Here is a 17,407-nt window from a genome sequence, read left to right as displayed (position 1 = left end):
ATACTATTTTTTTTCGTTTTGGAACAACTTTAATCTAAACTTTATTAGAAATTAAAAAATTCTTTCAAATTTAATGAATAATTCACAATTTTCCATATTTTTAGCAGTATTCTTACATTTAACAACGTTCAATTATATGACAACGTTTTCTTTAGAATTATAGTATAATATAAAATTATTCTTATAAACAAGTATAATTTTATAATTATTTGTCTAATTATAAACATTTTATGAATAACAAAAAAAAATACACCTAAATCCTTATATTGAATTCAGTGTATTCTTAGTCTTATCTTGATCTAACATTTTCTAAAATTCTTAAAATTTCCTGTGGCATCTTATTTGATTGAACCATCATAGCATGACCTGAATCTATCAAAAGATTGTCTCTCGTGTATTTCATAATCTCTTCTGCAATATCTGCATCTCTTACTTTGCTCTCTGCCCCTACTATACTTCCATGTATTTCACCTATTTTTTCGTATGTGCTACTGAATCTGTTTTCCAGGGCACCATATTTACTTCTAACCTGAATAACTTTATTTAAAGCTCCATCTATTATTGAAAGCGACTTATCTATTCCTAATTTATTTATACCTCCATCAACACTTACTTTAGTATTTAAACTACTAAGACTATCTCCGTTTATATCTTTTAACTCACTACTATTAAGGTTATAAACATTTATAGTTATGCTTTCTTTGACATTTGCACCTACTGGCATTAATAGATTTTTTGTCTGACTTCCATTCATTAGTTTTATACCATTAAATTCAGTATTATTAACAATTTCATCCATTCCTTCAATTATCTCATTTATTTCAGTCTGTATGGTTTGTTTATCCTCTTCAGTAACTGCTCCCCCAGACTGAATAGTTAATTGTCTTACCCTTTGCAGCATAGATGTCACATTATCAAGTGCCCCATCTGCAGTTTGAAGCATACTAACTCCATCCTGAGCATTTCTTTGGGCCATTTGAAGTCCTCTAATTTGAATTCTCATTTTTTCACTGCTTGCCATACCATTAGGATTGTCTTTAGCACTATTTATTTTATAACCTGAGGATATTGATTCTACGGCCTTACTTTGTCTACTTATTACTTTTGAATGTTCTCTAAATACATTTAGAGATTCTAAATTATGCATTAATCTCATATTTATCACTCCGCAATCATAATAATATATATTATCGACTATTATGTGAGTTTCTTTATAATGATTTCCATATAATTTTTCTTTATTGCTTTATACCTTGTGGTACTTGAATTGACTGATTTTGATTTTGTAAATTAAAGAGGTTAAATGAAATTATTGATAATATATACATTTTTTATTATAATTATTATATACAATTATAGTGAGGTGTTCTATGATTTCTGCTATAAATCCTTATCCCCCAATCGTTAGTTTTAGAGACCAAGGAAATGCATCAATGGATTACTTAAATTTAGCATTAGTAGTTGATACCAGTAGAAAATTACAAGACACTACTCGGGAATTTATCTCAACCTTTAACCCACAAAAGCTATATTTAAATATACAGAATATAAATAATAGACAGCCTAAAAATTTCATTAGCACATATGTATAAACATAATTAGCACCAGCAGCATTTACGCTTTCCACTGATGCTCATTCTAGTATTTTCCATTCTTCTGTTCTTCTACTTTCACTATCTATGCCTCTGACCTGTGCCGCTAAGTCATTTAGCTTAAAATTTAATTCTTTTAGTTCACCTGCAAAAAGATTACCTTGTTTAGCCTGTTCAGCTAGTTGTGTCATTTGCTGTAGCTTCGCCTCCATAATGTCCAGCATCTTCTGTCTGTACTGAACCCACTGTAGTTCCTGCTCCAATTCTTTTTTTAGTTCTTCTCTTTCATTATTCATCAAAACTACGCTTTTGTATCTAAATGATTGCCTAGATTAGGGTCTACAATAGCACTTTTCAGCATTTCTGTTACTCCATTAGCTGTTTCTTTCCCTATGTTCATAGCCATCTTCATTACTGATAAACCAGCTGATTCTTGTAACTTTGATTGATTCATTACCATTGATAGTGCTCCTATATCCATTAGATTGCCTCCATTCTATATTCTTTCATATTCTTTTACATTGTTTTACAAGTACCTGTCACTTTAGGGAAAACTATACAGATAGAGGTTGATTTTTAGTGTCAAGACAACACACTATGAGCTGCTCTCTATCACATTCTTCAAGAAATCTTCTACCAAGCTCTACTGCATCTGATGGACTACTTATTTTTCTTACATTATAAAGAATACTTCCTTCCCTTACCATTTTGATGGATACTATATTTACTCTTTTAGCTGGTTCATTTTTTCTATTTGAAATCATATTCTTATCGTTCCTTTCCTATTTTTAGGCATAAAAATAGCACCTAATCTCATTCATTTTCAGATTAGGTGCTATTTGTTATCACTTATCCAATTTTCTACTTCTTCATCAAATTTACCGCCTTCAAAGAAGATACTTAGTGCGTACTCATTGCTGCAAAGTACACAAGCAGTGATTAGTGTACAATTTTCTAATTTCTTTTCTCCTACCCATTCTTGTATAGCTCCTAGCAGTCCTTTATCCTCTGGATTAAGTCCTATTTCTGCTAAGTCTTCTATATTATCGCCAGGCTCAAGAAGTACTATTATTCCACTATCTACTAGAGAGAATTCTTCAATTGCAGTACCTTCTCCAAGGTTATTGAAGATATGCTTGAAGTGTTCTTCTATCTCTGTTAGTATTCCTACCTTTACTGCTGATTTCTCCTTCAGTAACTTAATGTCTTTCATAGTCTTAATTATTCTCATTTTCCTTCCTCCATTTCTTTTCTATGCTCCTATGTTCCTAGGGTACTTTTCATCATGTATGAAAGTACCTTCTATGAATATAATATATATTTGTACTTACTATAGATTCATTTTCCTAAAATACCTGTGAATATCAGCACTATCGACATTATCGTCAGGGCGATTTTATATTGCTCACAATGTTGATATTTTAGGTTTGTATTAGTGGTAGCAACAATTCTTACAACAATTCAATGGCATTTCTCTTATCCTTCTGTGATGTATTGATGTAAAACCTAGCGGTTGTTTGAATAGAAGCATGACCAGCTAGTTTTGCAACTGTAGTTAGCTCTACCCCTCTTTTCAGCAATCTGGTAGAGAAAGTGTGGCGGAATTTGTGTGGGTGCATTCTTATATCCAATTTGCTTTCCATCCTGTTTAGAAGCCTGTTTACAGCATCCCTATCCATCTTTGCTGACCTATTGGTTAGGATTACGTACTCACTATCTGCAAATTTATTATTCTTTCTTTCTCCTTCTAGGTATTCCCTTACTGCATCAATGACTTCACCCTTTAGAGGTACCTCTCTTCTTTTACCTCCTTTGCCCCAAGCTACAGTTAGATTCATTGATAGTACGTCTATATCCTTTAGCTTTACATTCACCAGCTCCGATACTCTTACACCAGTATACAAAAGCAATAAAATTATCAGTCTGTCCCTTGAAGATACTTCTTCCGATTGAATATAGAATAGGAGCTTTTCAATCTCTACATCTGTGAATACTTTTACTTCTTTTTCACTACCTGCAGCTACCTTAACCTTATCTTTTCTTATGTCTACTATATGCCCTGTTAAGTATTTCCTGTCTATTAGAAATTGATTGAAGGATTGCAGGCTATTGATTTTCTTATTGATAGTATTAATCTCGTAGCCTTCTTGGACTAAGTAGTTTCTATAGGAAGTAATGTGAAATCTCTTTAGATTTCCTGTGAATATAGTTCCCTTAGATTCTAACCATTTAAGAAACCCTCTAATGTCTCCTACATAGCTTTCTAATGTCTTATCAGCTTTACCATCTGCAGCTAATGCTTCTTCAAAATCAGTTACGATTTGTTCAGCTAAAGGTTCTATAGTAGTATTAGCATCCATTGCTATTCCTCCATGTGTCTTAGCAGTTCTTGAGGTGTTATGCTTAGAGGTAATCAGTAGGCTTATGCTGTAATCACTGCTAAGAAGCATTAGAGAATTAGTGTAATTGCCACAATTGGAGCAGGTTATTAGGTCTACATACTCTGGTAAAATATCCTCTAGGTTTATTAGTTCCTTTATAGTTTTAACATCTTCTTCTACCTCTGCTATTAAAACATAGCCTCCTAAGTCATGCTCTACAGCTCTTTCCTCTCCATAGCTGTCATCCAAAACAGTTGCAATCTCCATTGCTTTAGCTGCTACTTCCGCTGGTAGATTTTTCAAAAGTCCTTCTTCTCTTTTATGAGCTATCTTTATCATGGTTATCTCCTCCTTGAATTCTATTTCTATTATTCAAGGTAATAATATATATTTGATTATTCTATGATTACAGGTAAAAAAATAGCCTAAGACAGAATTTACTCCATCTTAGGCTTTTACCGTTTTACTGCATTATTTAGATTATGCAGTGTAAGATTTGTAGCTATATTTATGCTAGTCCTTGTACTTCAATAGCTGTTGCTACTACAGCAACTACAGAATATTTTTGCAGTGAATTTTCACATAGTTTTGCAGTGAACTCCGCTTTCTGCCGTAGAAATCGGCACTATCAACACTATGGGCATACTATTTTTTACAGTGACAGTAGTGTCGGTATTTTATTCGTATGAACGTCAAAAAGAGCATCAGCAACTATTTTATTAGTTACCAATGCTCATTCATCTATTCCTTGAAGTTCAATTTTTCTACTTTCTTCATCCAATGCATTAACCTGTGCTGCAAACCTATTTAGCTTAGCATTTAGGACTGCAATTTCTTCTGGGCTAAGATTGTTATCTTTAGCCTGTTGAGCCAGTTCTTTCATCTGCAGAAGCTTTTCTTCCATGATGTCCAGCATCTTCTGTCTGTACTGCACCCACTGCAGTTCTTGTTGTAGCTCCTTTTTTAGCTCTTCTTTTTCATCCATCACTATACCATAACATCCAAATTTTGTCCTCGATTAGGGTCTACTGCAGCACTCTTTAGCATTTCTGTCATCTGATTAGCTGTTTCCTTACCTGTATTCATAGCCATCTTCATTACCGCTGCTCCAGCTACTTCTTGTACTTTTGATTGGCTCATCACCATTGATAATGCTCCTATATCCATATAATTATCTCCTAACGTCTTTTATTTGAAAAAAGAGCCAGAGTTTTGACTCTGACTCCTTATAGGTTCTATATTTATAGTTTCAATTATCTTAATAATTGAAGAACTCCTTGTGGTTGTTGGTTAGCTTGAGCAAGCATTGCTTGAGCAGCTTGACTAAGAATGTTATTCTTAGAGAAGTTCATCATTTCTTTAGCCATGTCTACGTCTCTAATTCTTGATTCTGCTGCTGTTAAGTTTTCACTTGATGTTCCTAAGTTAGCTATTGTATGCTCTAATCTATTTTGGTAAGCACCAAGTTTTGAACGTTCTGCAGAAACTTTAGCAATCGCTTCATCTAATACTTCAATAGCACTTGTAGCATTCCCGTGACTTGATACATCAAGTGCAGATTCACTTAAATCATTTGTTGTACCATTTGAAACACCAGCTTCTGATGTAAATGCCCCCGTTGTTGTTGTTGATGCAGCTACTCCACCTGACAATGCAACCGCTTCATTTACTGTTCCTGTTGCATCTATAACATCTGTTCCATCTGCTGTTACAGTAAACTGTGTCAAGTCTAGCCCTGTAGGCTTGTTCGCATCAGTATCAGCTCCTTGAATTAAGGTTTGAATATCAGATGCAGTATAAGCAGCATTTGTTTCATCTAGAGTTAAAGTTAAAGTTGAACCATCGGCACTAAATGCAGCTGATTCTGCTGCTCCAGTAGCAAACTGGATAGTAAAATTACCCAAGTCACCATTTGCTGCTCCAGCATCAAATGAGAATGTATTTGTTCCACCTACTGTTTGTGTTGCCGCTGTTGCAGCAGTTCCTGTAGATGTTCCTGTTGTCCCTGTACTTGCTGATGATATTCCAAGAGCAACAGACCTCATATCTGCAACATTTACCTGGAAGGCTTGACCATTATTTGCTCCTATTTGTAATGTAGCAGAAAATTCAGAAGTAGATGAAGTTGTTGATGCAGCTACTCCACCTGATAATGCAACCGCTTCATTTACTGTTCCTGTTGCATCTATAACATCTGTTCCATCTGCTGTTACAGTAAACTGTGTCAAGTCTAGCCCTGTAGGCTTGTTCGCATCAGTATCAGCTCCTTGAATTAAGGTTTGAATATCAGATGCAGTATAAGCAGCATTTGTTTCATCTAGAGTTAAAGTTAAAGTTGAACCATCAGCACTAAATGCAGCTGATTCTGCTGCTCCAGTAGCAAACTGGATAGTAAAATTACCCAAGTCACCATTTGCTGCTCCAGCATCAAATGAGAATGTATTTGTTCCACCTACTGTTTGTGTTGCCGCTGTTGCAGCAGTTCCTGTAGATGTTCCTGTTGTCCCTGTACCAGCCGCAGCTCTTTGAGCTTCACCACCATCTAATACCTTTTGAGTATTAAACTCAGTAGTATTACCAATTCTGTTAATTTCAGATGTCAATTGATTGATTTCCTTTTGAATCTCTGCTCTGTCATCTCCAGTATTAGTATCATTCGCTGCTTGAGTTGCTAACTCTCTCATTCTTTGAAGAATGCTATGAGTTTCATTTAAAGCACCTTCAGCAGTTTGAATCATAGAAATACCGTCTTGTGAGTTTCTTGATGCTTGGTCAAGACCTCTGATTTGGCCTCTCATCTTTTCTGAAATAGCAAGACCTGCAGCATCATCTCCAGCTCTGTTTATTCTTAGACCTGAAGAAAGCTTCTCCATTGACCTTCCAGCATTAACTGTGTTTGTACCCATTTGTCTATGAGCATTCATTGCGTTCATATTGTGATTGATTATCATAATGTGTTCCTCCTTGAATTTTGTTTTTAGGACATCCTTGTCCTTATTTATAGTTCAGCTCTTTGAGCCTACTAGCATGAAAATCTGTTAGACGACACATCTGAAGTTGTGTCCCCTTTTAAAAATGTTGCTTTTCAACTTGTCCACATTGAACAAGTGTTGACTTCTTGTTGCTTCTTTGTTGAATTTCATCATTGAGTGTTTTCAATGCTTTAAAGGCATTTTCAACACCATGCTGACTTTCAACAGTTAGTCAACCTTCTGCCATCAAAATCGACACAATTCGACAAATAAAGTCAAACTGCTATAAACCCAGTAAAATCAAGGAGTTCAGGGCTTACAAATTTTGTATCATTAGAAAAACTAATATGAATGGAAAATTCCTGTTGCATTAGGAATGGAAATCATATGGTTTTGGAATAGTTACATATGTAAATCATATGGAGTTAGCGGAAATCTTCATATGAAAATCATTGGTTTTCCATATGGATAATGTTAAAAAACGGCAAAAAAATAGTAGTCGCAAAGACTACCATTGAAAAATTCCTTCCTAATATATAAGGTATAAATATCGGCACTGTCGATATTTCCTATATCTATTACTATTTTGAACGAAATCCCTATAACCAAAAAATACAAAAGGAATAGCTTTTACACCATTCCTCTAATATTAGTTTGTCATTCCATTTTTAAGTTCTATAACTTTTTCTATTGGTAATCCAGTTCCTTTAGATACTATTTCTTCACTTACCCCAAGCTTTAGAAAATTAATAGCATCTTCTACCTTAGTTTCTTCTTTAGCTGAACTAATCATATTTGCTCTCTCATGTAATGACCTTTCTCTTGCTTTGTAAAGTGCTAATGCTTTAGGGTCACTGCTTAGATATTCTATTTTTTCTTCTGCTTTTTTGATATCAGCATCCATATCCATCAACTCCTTTAGCTCTTCTTTACTTATATCATCTCTAAAGAAGGACAGCCACCTTTGTAGCTTATCTTCCCTTAGATTCTTATTTTGAAGCTTTCTAAACTTCTCCATCTCTATAAAATGAACTTCTATTACATCTGTTAACATATAATCTTTAACATCATCCTCCCATAGATGAAAGGTTGTGTGAAATTTATCAGGTATTTTAATATAATCAAAATCTAATATGTTTATAGTTATAACCTTCGCCACCGTCTTATAATCTTCACCTTTTTTGATTCCCTCTGAAAATAACTCTCCCCAGTACCATAAGGTTCTTTTTTCCATATTATGATGATTAGTCAATTGGACTTCTATTTCAAGTTGTGTACCATCTGCCGTTTTAGCTCTTACATCTATTATGCCCGTTTTATCTTCTATTAGTTCAGGCGTTAACTCTTTATTTTCAACTATTTCAAGTGTTACTAGCTTATCTCTATCTTTTTTGCTTAAAATTGCATTAAGTAATGCTATTAGATTATCCTTGGACTCTTCTTCTCCGAAAGTCTTTTTGAACACAAAATCATTTAAAGGCTTTAATCTATCCATATAATCATTCCCTTCTTACTATATATTCTAACAAACTATTTAAATGTTTGCTACCAAATTTGTAACCTATTTCTCCACCTATAATATCGGCACTACTGACACTATAAAGATTTGGATGACAATACTACCAGTAGTGCCGATATCTACGTCTATTGGGAATGTTCCTACTAATCTTGTAGGGCTAGTAGGGCACAGTTGACGCCCTCTTTGCCCTACAAAATCCACTAAGGTCACACACCTAGTAACGTATTGATTTCATTTAAAAATCCATGCTTTCGGAAAAACTCCACTAGTGCCACCGTAAAAATAACTTTCTGACTCACATTATTTTGTACACTGTAATCCTTCACCATTTGGTCCATTAGGTCTGTCATGTGTACACACTTTGTCATGTACCTTCCTGGAATATTGAATCTAGGCAGAGTTGCTTCCTCATCTGCAGTACTTGACCCCATCAACTGCTCCAATGTATCCTTATTTTCTAATAGTTGCTGCAGGAGCGGTAATGCCTGTTTCAGTAGGAATTGTTCTTCAAGGTTTAGTGCTATACCTGTAGCTGTTCCACTAGGCACTGTAGGAACTGTTTCTGTAGCCTCTTCTAAAATAGCTTCGTCATCAATAGCAGAAGTATCCTCCACATCAGTTCCTTTGACATAGTTGTCAGCTTCTTCGTCCCATACATACCCTTTAGCTAGCATAAAGGTGCCAAGCGACTGAGCCTCCCCAAATCCTGTTAGTACAGCAGTTTCTTTGGTATCATTTCCTGCAGCAATGAATCGTACTACCTGTTCTACTTTGCTTTGTGGTACTATTGAAAGCTTAGTATTCTTCACTGGTTGTTGACATTCATAGTTCTGCTTCTGTTTGTTCCACTTGTAGCCATTTCTGTTGAGGAAAATGTCCATGCATTTGTAGTTGCTGTAACCTAAGTCATCAGCTAAAACATCCCTACTAATCTCCTTAGCTAGACCATCTATAATATAAGTAATCTTTTGAGTATTTGACATTTCTTTCACTGCTAATTGTACCATCTCTATCTCCTCCTACTATTAAATCTATAGCAGATTAACAGCATCTGCTAGCTGTGATATGTTGGTGTGAATATATATCTGCGTTGTTTTGAGACTAGAATGTCCTAAGAGTTTCGATATCTTCAATAGGTTCACATCCTTTTCTACAAGGGAACTTGCAAAGGAATGTCTAAAGGTGTGTGGTGTAACATTTTTCCATCCAAGCTCATTTCTCACTGCTGCTACAGTGTGTTCTACCGTAGGAACCGCTAATGCTCCTGTCTTTTCTGTAGCAAAGAACAACTCGGAATCTATTCTCCAATTGGTGATGTAGTCGGTGAAAATATCGTAGAGCTTATTGCAGATTGGAATAGGTCTATCCTTTCCTCCCTTGCCATTGACCACATGGATGATTCTGTTCCTCATATCTACATCCTCCAGCTTCAGGTTGCAGCACTCAGATACCCTCATTCCTGTGTAGTACATAGTTTCAACGGCTAACCTAATCAACTTATTTTCTATATTAGAAAGGAACTCTTGTACTTCATCTACAGTTAGAAATTTTCTCTCCTTCTTAGGTGTTTTCACTGATAGTATCTTTTCTGATAGCCTGTCTCTTGTGAGTTCTTCATTATAGGCATAGGTGAAATAGGCTTTTAGGATTATGACTATTCTTCTTCTACTATAAGGTGCATATTCTTTATCAGTTAGTAGGTATAGCACATAGTCATTAATTGCTTTGGGTGTTATATCTCCAACACTTGCAGGCATATTGTTCTTCTTAACTAGGTAATCGTTGAATGCTGTAAGCTCATAGATATAACCCTTAATTGTCTTAGGACTCTTTCCTGTATTTTTCAGATAGTTCTCATATTCATGTAATGATTTTTTCAATAGCATACTTGCTCATTCCTCCTTAGATGTTTTTTCCAGAAATAGGTATCCCTCATTGTTTCTGATACAATACCTTCTAGATAATTCAAAGTAATAATATATTCTTGAAACTACATTAGCTACAGTCCCATTACAATATGAAAAATTGTAGGGCAAAGAGGGCATTGAAAAACTCGCCCTACTCTCCCTCATTTTTTAGTATGGTATCCTTCAAACTATTTTTTCTTTGGAATGTATTTTCTTACAGCTACAATGTTCTCCCAAACATTTCCTTCACTATCTGTTCTGTGCTCTATTGATATTATAGCTTTCTTACCTTTGAGTTCCTTTAAATTGAAATTGTCTCCAGGTTCTCTTCCTAATATCCCTTTTACTACAGGATACAACCTGCTTTTAGGGTCTAAGCTTTTATTAGCATTGAAGGTCACTTCGCCGTATTCTCCAGTATCTAGATTCTTAGCTTTAAACTTCAACCCAATATTTATCCAAGGCTTTCCAAACTTGCCTGAGAGCTTTCTTTCAGCTAAAACTTCTGTAATTAGACCAGTGAGGTCACCCTCTCCTAATTTAGGTTTTCTCTTTTTCTTCTTAACAGTGAAGAGGTCATCCTCATCATCTGGTTCTGCATCTTCCTCGTTATCTTCGTCTTCTAAAACATCAAAACTATTATCATCGTCTATTGGTTCTTCTTCTATCTCTTCCTCAGATTCATCATCATCTGAATAATCTACTTCATCCCCTACGTCATCAATATCTTCTTCATCTTCAATTTCATCTACAAAATCCACTGATTCAATATTTTCTTCAAACTCTTCTACTTCGTCTATTTCTTCCTCAAATGAAAATTCCTTTGTAGTATCTATTTCATTGCTTTTTCCTTTTAATTTTTTTATCATTTTTATCATCCTTTCAATTTTCGTGTTATAATAAGAACAAGAATATTTGTGTTAATAGCATAGTGTCACCACCCGTGACTGCCTATGCTGAATTTTCGAGGGCAAAGAGGGCTGGAGTGCCCTAATAGCCCTGCTAAATCAAAGGAGAAGAGTACTTTGGCGAGTACTTTTCTCTATTTTTCTTCTGCATCTAATGCTACCCTTTTTAGGTGTAGAAGTCTTAGACGTTCTGTTTCCTTCTGTCCTGTCTTTTTAGGTACAGCTTTCTTTGGACATCTTTGAACTTTTCCATCACTTGATTTCTCTACTTGTATCAATCCTGCTTCGTCTAGCTGTTTCCATAAAGTTCTTTCTAGCACTGGAAATTTTTGTCCTCTTGAAGCAAGGAACTTGTTTACTTGATTATAGGTAACCTCTGGTCTTAGATAGTAGAAGTTATCATCCTTCCATCCTATGGTCTCCCCTGTAGCAAATAGCGTATCCTGTGAATTGATTTGCCTCATAGGTTCAACTCTAAACTTTCCAGAAATCATTAATTCTTTAAGTATCTTCACAAAGATTTCTACAGGCTTTTCTTCATTTACAAGGGAATTCTGTTTTAGTATTAGTGTTATTAGAACCTCTTCGGATTCTTTCTTTAGCATTTCACTCTCTTCTTTACTGCACACCCCAGCAAACTCAAAGTATTTCAGCATCATTTCAAGGGCTACATCAAGCCAAGCTGCTGCTTCTCCAAGTCTTCCATGTGCTGCTGACTTCTGAAAATAATCTCTTTTCTCTACAAACTTTTCAAGTAGAATATTTGGCAGTTCTTCCATCTGAGGTATCAGCCATTCAATGTATCCTCTCATTGCTTCAGCAAGCAAGTTTGAATTTCTTTGAGCTTCGGTTAGCTTTTCTAAATCAATATCTCCTTGAAGTATTTCTACTCCCAAGAATCTAGCAACAGAGGATTGTCCTACAGGAACATCTTCTCCAGTTACAAGTCCCATTCCTCTAGGTGGAAATTCCTTTTGAAATTCAATAGTTGACTTCAATCTTCCCCTACCTATCCTATCTCCATACATTCTGAGTATTCTTTGGGCAATCTGTGCCATTTTGTCTGATTCACTTCTGGTGATTTCAGGATAGTAATCATCTACTAATAACACTGCATCCTTAGTTGCAAAAGCTTTTCGCTCAATGGCATTAGCAGTATCCTTGAAGCTGGCAGGCGGTGTCTTTCCATTGAAGTTTCCAAAGTGGCAGAGGAAAAGTAATGCGGTAGATGTCTTTCTAGTACCTGTTCCTCCATATTCCCAGATTAAGAAATTGGGCTCTATTCCAGCTCTTTTTAATGCATCATTTAATGGTGCTAAATAGATAAGGGCTAGAAGAGGAATCGTTACTGATTTAGGCGCTATTTCTAACAACGCCTTACTTGCAAGTACAGCATTCTTTAAGTCATTGACCTTTGGTGGAAGCACATATTTTTCAAGTCCTTTTTCCACCTCTACAGTAATGTCATCTGCTCCTACACATCCATTAGAATGTAAGTACACCCATCTTTTGTCCACTAACCTTTGCCACCCTAAATGAGTGAAGATTCTGAATTTTTTAATGTCTAAAGCCATGTTCTGAATAGCGTCTCTGCATTGGTCTTTCCTTCCCATACCTGCTCTGATTGATGTTCCTATTCCCCAAGCTTTCATTACCCAATTCATTGTAAGAAAATCTGTGGCAGATACATCAACTGCTGGCAGAGGTTGTCCTCTTTGAACCCCTAAAATTCTAAAGGTTCTTTCTTCACTGACACCATCATCACGGATGATTTCAAGTTCAGGCTTGGCTACAAAATTAGCAATAGTGTAGGGATTTCCTTTTTTATCGTAGCCACAAAGATTACCACTTTCATCTACATCATAGTCTGGTACATCCTCAAGAGCTTCTACATACTCTTTGTAGATTGCATCTGATGGAGGAAGTATTGCCGTCATATCCTTAATGAAGCTTCCTGGACTATTGGTTATGTCCCCTTCATCATTTTCGTTGACTTTACAGAAACATTTTTCAACGTCACACTCATCACAACCAAAGGTAGTACATCTTATCATTGCTCCACCTTCTGGCATTTCAGCTATGAGTTCAAAAATTCTTTCCTCACTTCTTGCATCATGCTTAGTAGACAACTTTGAAAACTCCATTGCAGCATCACCATGCCCTGCTGAAACTAATAGCCTTGACCATCTGAACCAATCGTCTTCTGGAAGTCCCTTTGCTTTTTGAACCGCTAATGCTTTTTTGTAGCTTGAGCACCTTTTGAATAGCCTTTCAAAAACCTCTTGAACATCTGAGCTATTGTCATTGTCCTCTTTAGGTTCTTGCTTTTTTTCCTTAGCCTTTTTAGGTACTTTACCTGTCATTAAGTCAAGCATCCATTTAGGTGCCTCTGCAATTTCTATGTCCTTGTAGCTTTTCCCCTTAAACCATTTGTATTTTCCACCATTAGGGTGAATAGAGGGAGGAAGAATTGTCTGCTGACCATCACCTAGCAAGGCTATCTCATTATGCTTGCCCTCTAAGGTTTCAGAGTATTTTTTAGTTACTACTCCTTCTGGAAGCTTGTAAAGTAGCCTTTTTCCACCACCAGGAGTTTGAAAGCTCCAAGTATCTGGTAAATCTCCACCGCTAAGTTCCTTTAGCCTTAAAATTGCTGCTTTTCCATCAATGTCTATTCCTATCACTCCTGAAACAGTTCCAAGTGGAAGTCCTACATTCATCTCTGACCAAGTTTGTGCCCAAGTTTCTACTTCTTCACTATTGGGTGGCTGCTTAGTCTGCCATTCCTTAATCAAAGGAATTTTGCCTTTACATGGAATAATAGGTAATTCTAAATCAATGTAATGTAGCATAGCAGATACAACAGCATTTTGTCCCAATGTTTTTTCATTGCTTTTTTCCATTTTACCTCACATCCTTATTAAGTTTTCAAAGAACCCTTTTTGTTCTAACTTCACTAATTTTTGACACTCAAATCACTGCATAAAAAGCGCTTGTCTTGTATCGTGTATTCATAATACCACCATCCAAAATGCTTGTCAAACGTTGATATAACTCACTTTTGCCATTTTGTTTTTCTATAATTATTCATAATATATGTATCAAAATTCATTTTTAGCGATTATTTTTATCATTTTTAGACTTACCCCCTCTTTCTCCTATGGGATAAGTTTATACAACCCTTTGATGCTTGATGTCCTATCACATACGACGAAAATGCCTATTTGTCATGTATAATCCCAATATATGTAATTTAAACTTTTTCCAATTCTCGAAAAAAATTTTTTATCTTTTTTCAAAAAAATCAGCCTTTTTCTAATATAAATCTCCTTCTTCACTGCTCTTAATCTTTTTTGAAGGGCTTTCAGGGCGTTTTTTTCTGCCCTCCGTTCCCTCCTAAATTTCAAAAGGTAAGAAACTTTGCTATGTAAAAAAAAAAAAGAGCAGCCTACTATGAGCTGCCTTCTGTTATTACTTCCACTTATTAGGCAGGAAGTCCCACAAAGTATCGAAATCTATTCCCGCCTCCTTTGCTACTTTTGAAGTTGCAAAAGTAGCACTCATCCCCTCTGCTATGATTAGTATTATTCTTGCTATTAGTACCAATATTTCCGCCATTACTTATACATCCCCCTTTAGTATTCTTCCGCCATCATCATGGTAGAATAGATTCCATCATCTATTACCAATAACTTTGCCTCTACCATTTCCTTAGAAAATATGTTATAGGTCTTCTTGTATTCTGGTACTTCTTGCCTATGTTCTACCTTCTGAAAGAATACATCATCTGCTCTTTCCCTAGTTAGTTCAAATATCTGCAAGTAATCCAATTCTTGTCTTTGCTCCTTTAGTGTATCTATACAATTCCACAGAAACAATTGTAGCTCTATTGGTATCTCCTGCTGTATTCCTATAGTCAAGTACCTATCATTATCAAACACTTTATCAACTTCCTTTCATTTTAATTTTGGACACAAGAATAGCACCTAACCTCATTCATTTTGAGATTAGGTGCTTTACATATTTTCATTTATCCAGTTTTCTACTTCTTGACCAAACTTCCCTCTTTCTAAGAATATACTTAATGCATATTCATTGTTGCAAAGTATACAAGCAGTGATTAGTGTGCAATCCTCTAACTGTTGTTCATTTATGAATTCTGGTATAGTTCCTAGTAGCCCTTTTTCCTCTGGATTCAATCCTATTTCAGGTAGGTCTTCTACATTGTCTCCTGGTTCAAGAAATACTATTATCCCACTATCTACTAGAGAGAATTCTTCAATAAGTATTCCTTCTCCAAGGTTATTGTAGATGTGATTGAAATGTTCCTCTATTTCTCCTAGTATTTCTGCTTTCAATGCCTTTGAACCCTTTAGTAGTTGAATGTCCTTCATAGTTTTAATTATCCTCATTTTTCCAACATCTCCTTTTTCATTTTTCAATTGTTCCTATGCTTCAATTTTGCAGGGCTAAGAGGGCATTTTTTCCGCCCTTTTTTCCCTACATTTTCTGTTATGTCTAGTACATCTACTTCAATAGCAATTCCTACAACAGTTCTACCGCCTGCCTCTTGTCCTTCTGTGAGGTATTGATGTAGAAACTTGCAGTGGTCTGAATAGAAGCATGACCAGCAAGCTTTGCAACGGTAGTCAGCTCTACTCCTCTTTTTAGTAATCTGGTACAGAATGTGTGACGGAACTTGTGTGGGTGCATTCTTATATCCAGGTTGCTTTCCATCCTGTTTAGAAGCCTATTTATAGCATCTCTGTCCATCTTTGCTGACCTATTGGTTAGTATTAGGTACTCACTATCTGCAAATTTATTCCCCTTTCTTTCTCCTTCAAGGTATTCCTTCACTGCATCAATGACTTCGCCCTTTAGAGGAACTTCTCTTCTTTTTCCCCCTTTTCCCCAAGCAACAGTTAGATTCATAGCTAATACATCTATATCCTTTATCTTTACATTCACCAGTTCTGATACTCTTATACCAGTGTACAGAAGCATCAGGATTATCAATCTATCTCTTGAGTATACTTCTTCTGATTGAATGTAGAACAGTAGCTTTTCAATCTCTCCATCTGTGAATACTTCTACCTCTACTTCACTGCCTGCTGCTACCTTTACCTTATCTTTCTTTAGGTCAACTATATACTCTGTAAGGTATTTCTTGTCCATTAGAAACTGATTGAAGGATTGCAAGCTATTAATTTTCTTGTTAATAGTATTAATCTCATAGCTTTCTTGAACTAGGTAGTTCCTATAGGAAGTTATGTGAAACCTTTTTAGGTTTCCTGTGAAACTGTTTCCCTTGGATTCCAGCCACTGTAAAAATGCTCTAATGTCCCCTACATAGCTTTCTAAGGTCTTAGCAGCTTTACCATCTGCAGCTAATGCTTCTTCAAATTCTGTTACTATTTGTTCAGCTACATCTTCAATAGTAGTATTAGCATCCATTGCTATTCCTCCAAATACTTTAGTAGCTCTTTAGGTGTTAGTTCCAGCGGTATCAGTAGGCTTATGCTGTAGTCACTGCTAAGAAGCATTAGAGAATTAGTGTAGCTGTCACCATTTTCACAAGTTATTAGCTCAACATATTCTGGTAGAGTACTCTCCAAGTCTATTTGCTCTCTAATAGCTTGCACATCTTCTGCTCTCTCTGCTATTAGAACATATCCTCCTAGGTCATGAACTACATCTCTTTCTGCTCCGTAGTTCTCATCCAATATAGTTACAATCTCCAATGCTTTTGCTGCTACCTCTGCTGGTAGATTTTTCAGAAGTCCTTCTTCTCTTTTATGAACTATCCTTATCATGGTTTTCTCCTCCTTGAATTCTATTTCTATTATTCAAGGTAATAATATATATTTGATTATTCCTTGATTACAGGTACAAAAATAGCCTAAGACAGATTTTACTCCATCTTAGGCTTTTACAGTTTTCACTGCATTATTTAGATTATGCAGTGAAAGATTTGTGGCTGATTTTCTGTTAGTCCTTATGCTACAATAGCTTTTGCTGCTGTATTTGCTACAGAATATTTTTGCAGTGAATTTTCACATAGTTTTGCAGTAAACGGTGCTGTCTACTTCAATTTTCGAGGACTAGTAGGGCCGAAACTGTGCCCTGTT

The 17,407-nt window shown here is 35.7% G+C and carries 20 protein-coding genes; 1 reads left to right on the top strand and 19 read right to left on the bottom strand.

Annotation, left to right across the window (positions count from 1 at the left end; translation table 11 throughout):
- Nucleotides 1–289: 289 nt before the first annotated feature.
- Nucleotides 290–1,156, bottom strand: coding sequence for a flagellin N-terminal helical domain-containing protein (locus ACX0KU_RS12430; protein WP_472990276.1), 867 nt, complete (start codon nucleotides 1,154–1,156; stop codon nucleotides 290–292).
- A gap of 214 nt (nucleotides 1,157–1,370) precedes the next feature.
- Between ACX0KU_RS12430 and ACX0KU_RS12425 the strand changes: the two genes are divergently transcribed.
- Entirely contained in the window at nucleotides 1,371–1,592 is a 222-nt protein-coding gene (locus ACX0KU_RS12425) for a hypothetical protein (RefSeq protein ID WP_472990274.1), read from the top strand.
- 41 nt (nucleotides 1,593–1,633) lie between these two features.
- Here ACX0KU_RS12425 and ACX0KU_RS12420 read toward each other — a convergent pair whose 3' ends face one another.
- From ACX0KU_RS12420 to ACX0KU_RS12335, 18 genes are all read right to left on the bottom strand, one after another.
- Complete coding sequence (locus tag ACX0KU_RS12420) at nucleotides 1,634–1,888, bottom strand: hypothetical protein (protein ID WP_472990273.1); 255 nt, start codon at nucleotides 1,886–1,888, stop codon at nucleotides 1,634–1,636.
- A gap of 5 nt (nucleotides 1,889–1,893) precedes the next feature.
- Entirely contained in the window at nucleotides 1,894–2,073 is a 180-nt protein-coding gene (locus ACX0KU_RS12415) for a YjfB family protein (RefSeq protein WP_472990271.1), read from the bottom strand.
- 73 nt (nucleotides 2,074–2,146) lie between these two features.
- Complete coding sequence (locus tag ACX0KU_RS12410) at nucleotides 2,147–2,356, bottom strand: hypothetical protein (RefSeq protein ID WP_472990269.1); 210 nt, start codon at nucleotides 2,354–2,356, stop codon at nucleotides 2,147–2,149.
- 71 nt (nucleotides 2,357–2,427) lie between these two features.
- Nucleotides 2,428–2,823, bottom strand: coding sequence for a hypothetical protein (locus ACX0KU_RS12405; protein WP_472990267.1), 396 nt, complete (start codon nucleotides 2,821–2,823; stop codon nucleotides 2,428–2,430).
- 220 nt (nucleotides 2,824–3,043) lie between these two features.
- Entirely contained in the window at nucleotides 3,044–4,312 is a 1,269-nt protein-coding gene (locus tag ACX0KU_RS12400; RefSeq protein ID WP_472990265.1) for a tyrosine-type recombinase/integrase, read from the bottom strand.
- A 394-nt stretch (nucleotides 4,313–4,706) separates the two neighbouring features.
- A complete protein-coding gene (locus ACX0KU_RS12395; protein WP_472990263.1) occupies nucleotides 4,707–4,958 on the bottom strand; it encodes a hypothetical protein in 252 nt (83 codons plus the stop codon).
- Nucleotides 4,959–4,960: 2 nt separating this feature from the next.
- The gene (locus ACX0KU_RS12390) at nucleotides 4,961–5,140 is read right to left on the bottom strand and encodes a YjfB family protein (RefSeq protein WP_472990261.1); all 180 of its coding nucleotides are present in this window, start codon (nucleotides 5,138–5,140) and stop codon (nucleotides 4,961–4,963) included.
- Between the two features lie 86 nt (nucleotides 5,141–5,226).
- Entirely contained in the window at nucleotides 5,227–6,924 is a 1,698-nt protein-coding gene (locus ACX0KU_RS12385) for a flagellin N-terminal helical domain-containing protein (protein WP_472990259.1), read from the bottom strand.
- Between the two features lie 670 nt (nucleotides 6,925–7,594).
- Nucleotides 7,595–8,440 carry an Rpn family recombination-promoting nuclease/putative transposase gene (locus ACX0KU_RS12380; RefSeq protein WP_472990258.1) on the bottom strand — a complete coding sequence of 282 codons (846 nt, stop codon included), beginning with the start codon at nucleotides 8,438–8,440 and terminating at the stop codon, nucleotides 7,595–7,597.
- 230 nt (nucleotides 8,441–8,670) lie between these two features.
- Nucleotides 8,671–9,471 (bottom strand): hypothetical protein, encoded by an 801-nt coding sequence (locus ACX0KU_RS12375; protein WP_472990257.1) that lies wholly within the window; start codon nucleotides 9,469–9,471, stop codon nucleotides 8,671–8,673.
- Nucleotides 9,472–9,495: 24 nt separating this feature from the next.
- A complete protein-coding gene (locus tag ACX0KU_RS12370; RefSeq protein WP_472990256.1) occupies nucleotides 9,496–10,350 on the bottom strand; it encodes a tyrosine-type recombinase/integrase in 855 nt (284 codons plus the stop codon).
- A gap of 209 nt (nucleotides 10,351–10,559) precedes the next feature.
- Nucleotides 10,560–11,240 (bottom strand): hypothetical protein, encoded by a 681-nt coding sequence (locus tag ACX0KU_RS12365; RefSeq protein ID WP_472990255.1) that lies wholly within the window; start codon nucleotides 11,238–11,240, stop codon nucleotides 10,560–10,562.
- Nucleotides 11,241–11,413: 173 nt separating this feature from the next.
- The gene (locus tag ACX0KU_RS12360; protein ID WP_472990254.1) at nucleotides 11,414–14,182 is read right to left on the bottom strand and encodes a bifunctional DNA primase/polymerase; all 2,769 of its coding nucleotides are present in this window, start codon (nucleotides 14,180–14,182) and stop codon (nucleotides 11,414–11,416) included.
- A 568-nt stretch (nucleotides 14,183–14,750) separates the two neighbouring features.
- The gene (locus tag ACX0KU_RS12355; protein ID WP_472990253.1) at nucleotides 14,751–14,897 is read right to left on the bottom strand and encodes a hypothetical protein; all 147 of its coding nucleotides are present in this window, start codon (nucleotides 14,895–14,897) and stop codon (nucleotides 14,751–14,753) included.
- Nucleotides 14,898–14,914: 17 nt separating this feature from the next.
- A complete protein-coding gene (locus tag ACX0KU_RS12350) occupies nucleotides 14,915–15,220 on the bottom strand; it encodes a DUF960 domain-containing protein (RefSeq protein WP_472990252.1) in 306 nt (101 codons plus the stop codon).
- Nucleotides 15,221–15,295: 75 nt separating this feature from the next.
- Complete coding sequence (locus ACX0KU_RS12345; protein WP_472990251.1) at nucleotides 15,296–15,691, bottom strand: hypothetical protein; 396 nt, start codon at nucleotides 15,689–15,691, stop codon at nucleotides 15,296–15,298.
- A gap of 133 nt (nucleotides 15,692–15,824) precedes the next feature.
- Nucleotides 15,825–16,733 carry a tyrosine-type recombinase/integrase gene (locus ACX0KU_RS12340; protein ID WP_472990250.1) on the bottom strand — a complete coding sequence of 303 codons (909 nt, stop codon included), beginning with the start codon at nucleotides 16,731–16,733 and terminating at the stop codon, nucleotides 15,825–15,827.
- 2 nt (nucleotides 16,734–16,735) lie between these two features.
- Entirely contained in the window at nucleotides 16,736–17,092 is a 357-nt protein-coding gene (locus ACX0KU_RS12335) for a hypothetical protein (RefSeq protein WP_472990249.1), read from the bottom strand.
- Between the last annotated feature and the right edge of the window lie 315 nt (nucleotides 17,093–17,407).

This window comes from Clostridium sp. X (assembly GCF_055755365.1).
Note: the sequence above shows the minus strand (reverse complement) of the source record. Positions and strands in the feature narration are given on the sequence as shown.

Excerpts from the sequence above, each read along its gene's own strand:
- ACX0KU_RS12430 (WP_472990276.1), bottom strand. The coding sequence starts at position 1,156 with ATGAGATTAATGCATAATTTAGAATCTCTAAATGTATTTAGAGAACAT.
- ACX0KU_RS12380 (WP_472990258.1), bottom strand. The coding sequence starts at position 8,440 with ATGGATAGATTAAAGCCTTTAAATGATTTTGTGTTCAAAAAGACTTTC.
- ACX0KU_RS12420 (WP_472990273.1), bottom strand. The coding sequence starts at position 1,888 with ATGAATAATGAAAGAGAAGAACTAAAAAAAGAATTGGAGCAGGAACTA.
- ACX0KU_RS12340 (WP_472990250.1), bottom strand. The coding sequence starts at position 16,733 with ATGGATGCTAATACTACTATTGAAGATGTAGCTGAACAAATAGTAACA.
- ACX0KU_RS12395 (WP_472990263.1), bottom strand. The coding sequence starts at position 4,958 with ATGGATGAAAAAGAAGAGCTAAAAAAGGAGCTACAACAAGAACTGCAG.
- ACX0KU_RS12390 (WP_472990261.1), bottom strand. The coding sequence starts at position 5,140 with ATGGATATAGGAGCATTATCAATGGTGATGAGCCAATCAAAAGTACAA.
- ACX0KU_RS12370 (WP_472990256.1), bottom strand. The coding sequence starts at position 10,350 with ATGCTATTGAAAAAATCATTACATGAATATGAGAACTATCTGAAAAAT.
- ACX0KU_RS12410 (WP_472990269.1), bottom strand. The coding sequence starts at position 2,356 with ATGATTTCAAATAGAAAAAATGAACCAGCTAAAAGAGTAAATATAGTA.
- ACX0KU_RS12400 (WP_472990265.1), bottom strand. The coding sequence starts at position 4,312 with ATGATAAAGATAGCTCATAAAAGAGAAGAAGGACTTTTGAAAAATCTA.
- ACX0KU_RS12415 (WP_472990271.1), bottom strand. The coding sequence starts at position 2,073 with ATGGATATAGGAGCACTATCAATGGTAATGAATCAATCAAAGTTACAA.
- ACX0KU_RS12360 (WP_472990254.1), bottom strand. The coding sequence starts at position 14,182 with ATGGAAAAAAGCAATGAAAAAACATTGGGACAAAATGCTGTTGTATCT.
- ACX0KU_RS12345 (WP_472990251.1), bottom strand. The coding sequence starts at position 15,691 with ATGAGGATAATTAAAACTATGAAGGACATTCAACTACTAAAGGGTTCA.
- ACX0KU_RS12365 (WP_472990255.1), bottom strand. The coding sequence starts at position 11,240 with ATGATAAAAAAATTAAAAGGAAAAAGCAATGAAATAGATACTACAAAG.
- ACX0KU_RS12335 (WP_472990249.1), bottom strand. The coding sequence starts at position 17,092 with ATGATAAGGATAGTTCATAAAAGAGAAGAAGGACTTCTGAAAAATCTA.
- ACX0KU_RS12375 (WP_472990257.1), bottom strand. The coding sequence starts at position 9,471 with ATGGTACAATTAGCAGTGAAAGAAATGTCAAATACTCAAAAGATTACT.
- ACX0KU_RS12425 (WP_472990274.1), top strand. The coding sequence starts at position 1,371 with ATGATTTCTGCTATAAATCCTTATCCCCCAATCGTTAGTTTTAGAGAC.
- ACX0KU_RS12355 (WP_472990253.1), bottom strand. The coding sequence starts at position 14,897 with ATGGCGGAAATATTGGTACTAATAGCAAGAATAATACTAATCATAGCA.
- ACX0KU_RS12405 (WP_472990267.1), bottom strand. The coding sequence starts at position 2,823 with ATGAGAATAATTAAGACTATGAAAGACATTAAGTTACTGAAGGAGAAA.
- ACX0KU_RS12385 (WP_472990259.1), bottom strand. The coding sequence starts at position 6,924 with ATGATAATCAATCACAATATGAACGCAATGAATGCTCATAGACAAATG.